General features: G+C 66.9%; 1 protein-coding gene. It reads right to left on the bottom strand.

All coding sequences use genetic code 11. The features are described 5' to 3' along the window. Positions 1-3,656 (bottom strand): amino acid adenylation domain-containing protein (locus ACIA5H_RS37675; RefSeq protein WP_397081131.1); only part of this gene is annotated, 3,656 nt, incomplete at both ends.

Consider the following 3,656-nt stretch of genomic DNA (forward strand, 5'->3'; position numbering starts at 1 on the left):
TACGCCGCCCCCGCGATCAACACCCCCAACAACGCGACCGGCAACTCCTCGCTCCGCGCCACCGCCACCGCCACCAACGACTCCGGACCCGCACCCTGAGCGATCAACGCCCGCGCCACCTGATTCGCCCGCCGGTGCAACTCACCGAAAGTCAACGTGGTCTCACCCGAACGGATCGCCACCGCGTCCGGGCGCAACCACGCCTGTTCGGCGATCACATCCGGCAGTGTCGCACCGGGAACCCAGGCCCCCGGCACATTCCACGCACTCAGCACCTGGTCGCGTTCGCCGGGCGCGAGCACATCGATATCGCCCACCACGGCTGTGGCATCGGCCGCGACCGCCGCCAGGACACGACGGAACCGGCTCGCGAAGTTCCGCACCGTCGATTCGTCGAACAGGTCGGTCGCGTAACCGATCACCACCGACAGACCCGGCGCACCGGGCTGCTCGGCCAGGGTGATCTGCAGATCGAACTTGGCCGCCGACACTCCCGGATCGATGCCCGATACCGTGAGCCCGGGCAACTCGAGCGTCGCGGGAGCGAGGTTCTGCAGCACCAGCATCACCTGGAACAGCGGATGCCGCGCCGCCGAGCGGACCGGATCGAGTAACTCGACCAGCCGCTCGAACGGCAGGTCGGCATGGCCGAACGCGGCGACGTCGGTCTTACGGACCTCGGCCAGCAGCGTTTCGAACGACGTGCCCGGATCGATCTCGGTGCGCAACACCAGCGTGTTGACGAACATGCCTATGAGGTCGTCGAGTTCGGCCTCGCCGCGGCCGGCCACCGGGGTGCCGATCGCGATGTCCGAGGTGCCCGACAGCCGGGCCAGCAGGACCGCGAGCGCGGCGTGCACCACCATGAACAGCGTCGAATTGTGTTGTTTGGCCAGCTGTTCGAGCCCGGTGTGCAGGTCGGCGTCGATGTCGAAGGCGAAACTGCCTCCGCGATAGGACGCCTGGGCGGGCCGCGGCCGGTCGGTCGGCAGCGGCAGTTCCTCCGGCAGAGCGGCGAGCGCGTCCCGCCAGTACTCGGCCTGCTGCGAGATCAGGCTCTTCGGGTCGGTCTCGGAGCCGAGCACCTCCCGCTGCCACAGGCTGTAGTCGGCGTACTGCACCGGCAGCGGGGCCATGGCCGGGGCCTCGCCTCTGCTGCGCGCCTCATAGGCCAGGACCAGATCCCGGGTGAGCGGGCCCAGCGACCAGCCGTCGGAGCTGATGTGGTGCGCGACGAAGACCAGCACGTGCTCGGTGGGGTCGTCCGCGCTCGCGGACGCGATCTCGAACAGCGCGACCCGGAACGGGACCTCCGTGGTGACCTCGAACCCCGCGCCGACCACGCTGGTCACCACGGCGACCGAATCGGCCGCGTCGACTCGCGCGGGTGTGAGGTCGATCGGCACCTCGTCCGCCGCGAGCACCTGCTGCACCGGGCCGTCGGACGTCTGCGGATAGATCGTACGCAGGATCTCGTGGCGCGCCACCAGATCCGCGACCGCCGCTCGCAGGGCCGCGACGTCCAGATCGCCGGTGAGGCGGATGGCGGCCGGGATGTTGTAGACCGATGAGGCCGGATCGAACTGGTTGAGGAACCACATGCGCTGCTGCGCCAGCGACAACGGGATCCGTTCCGGACGCGGACCGGCCACCAAGGCTTTACGCCCGCCAGCTCCCGCGTGCTGCTCGACCTTCACGGCCAATCCGGCCACGGTGGAGGCCTCGAACAGCACACGCACCGGCACACGGGCATCCAGTGCCGCGCCGATCCGGGCCGCGACCTGGGTCGCCAACAGCGAGTTACCACCCAAAGCGAAGAAGTCGTCATCCGCGCCCACCCGCTCGACCCCGAGCACCTCGGCGAACACCGACGCCACGATCTCCTCGATCGGAGTCGACGGTGCCCGGAACGCCTGGACCTCGAACTCCGGCTCCGGCAACGCCTTACGGTCGAGCTTGCCGTTGACATTCAACGGCAACGCATCCAACACCACGAACGCAGACGGCACCATGTACGACGGCAACCCAGCGCTCAGTTCGGACTTCACCCGAGCCACATCCACGCCGGATCCGGCACCGGCCGTATCGTCGGCATCGCCAGCGGCACCTGCTCCAGCATCCACAGGCACGATGTACGCGACCAACCGGTCACCGGTCTGCGGATCCGACTTCGCGATCACCGCCGTCTGCGCGATCTCCGGCAGCGCGAGCAGCGCGGCTTCGATCTCACCGAGCTCGATACGGAAACCACGAATCTTCACCTGGAAATCCGTACGACCCCGATACTCGAGCTCACCCGTACCGGTCCAAGCGACCAAATCACCCGTGCGATACATCCGCGCACCCGGCTCGAACGGATTCGCCACGAACCGATCCGCCGTCAGATCCGCACGACCGAAATAGCCACGCGCCAACTGCGCACCAGCCAAATACAACTCACCCGACACACCCACCGGCACCGGACGCAAACGCCCATCCAGCACAAACACCCGACTGTTCCACACCGGCGCACCAATGGGAACCGAAACCCGGTCGGTATCACCGACCCGATGGCTGGTGATGGACACCGCCGCCTCGGTCGGACCATACAAATTGAACAATTCCGTACGCGGATTCTCACGCAAGAACCGCTGAGCCAACGCACCCGGCAACGCTTCACCGATCGCCAACACCCGCCACAGCGAATCCGGCATACCGGCAGTCAACAGCGCGTCCAGCATCGACGGGACGACGTGCAGCGTGGTGACCCATTCCTGGGCCATGAGTTCGTTGAGGTACGTCGGGTCCCGGTGACCGTCGGGTGAGGCGATGACCAAACGGCCACCGCACACTACCGCCGACCAGAACTCCCACACCGAGAGGTCGAACGTCGCGGCCGTCTTCAGCAGAATCGCATCCGCAGCGTCGAGCCCGAACTCGATGTTCTTCCATTGCAACTGGTTCGCGATAGCGCCGTGCGGAACCGCGACACCCTTCGGGCGACCCGTCGAACCCGACGTGAAGATCACATACGCCGTGTTCTCCGGACGCAACGGCGCGACCCGATCGACATCAGCGACCGGCGCGGCATCCAGCTCCGACAGATCCAGTTCATCGATCCGCACCACCGGCGCGACATCGGTCTCGAACTTCGCATCGGCATTCGTCAGCACACAAACCGGTGCGGCCGTCTCCAGGATGTAGCTCGTGCGCTCGGCAGCCTGATCCGGATCCACCGGCACATACGCACCACCGGACTTCGCCACCGCATACATCGCCACGATCAAATCCACCGAGCGACGCAACGCCAGCGCCACCCGCGACTCCGGACCGACACCCAACGAAATCAAATGCCGCGCAAGACGATTCACACGCAAATCGAGTTCGGCGTAGGTCAGCTCGACCCGCTCACCATCGACCGCGTCCGCGACCAGCGCCGTTGAGCGCGGGTCCGCCGCGACACTGGCGTCGAGCAGCGAGGCCAGCGTCGCATCCGCGTCGACGGCCTGGTCGGTGGCGTTCCAGCGTGCCAGCACGTCGTGCCGTTCGGCGGCGTCGAGCAGTTCGAGATCCCCGACCGGAACGGTGGGATCGGCGACCACGGCGGCGAGGATGCGCGAGAGCCGATCAGCGAACCCTTCGACCGTCGCCCGATCGAAAAGATCGGTCGCATACGT

It is taken from the genome of Nocardia sp. NPDC051900 (assembly GCF_044452545.1).
GTDB classification, from domain to species: Bacteria; Actinomycetota; Actinomycetes; order Mycobacteriales; family Mycobacteriaceae; genus Nocardia; species Nocardia sichangensis.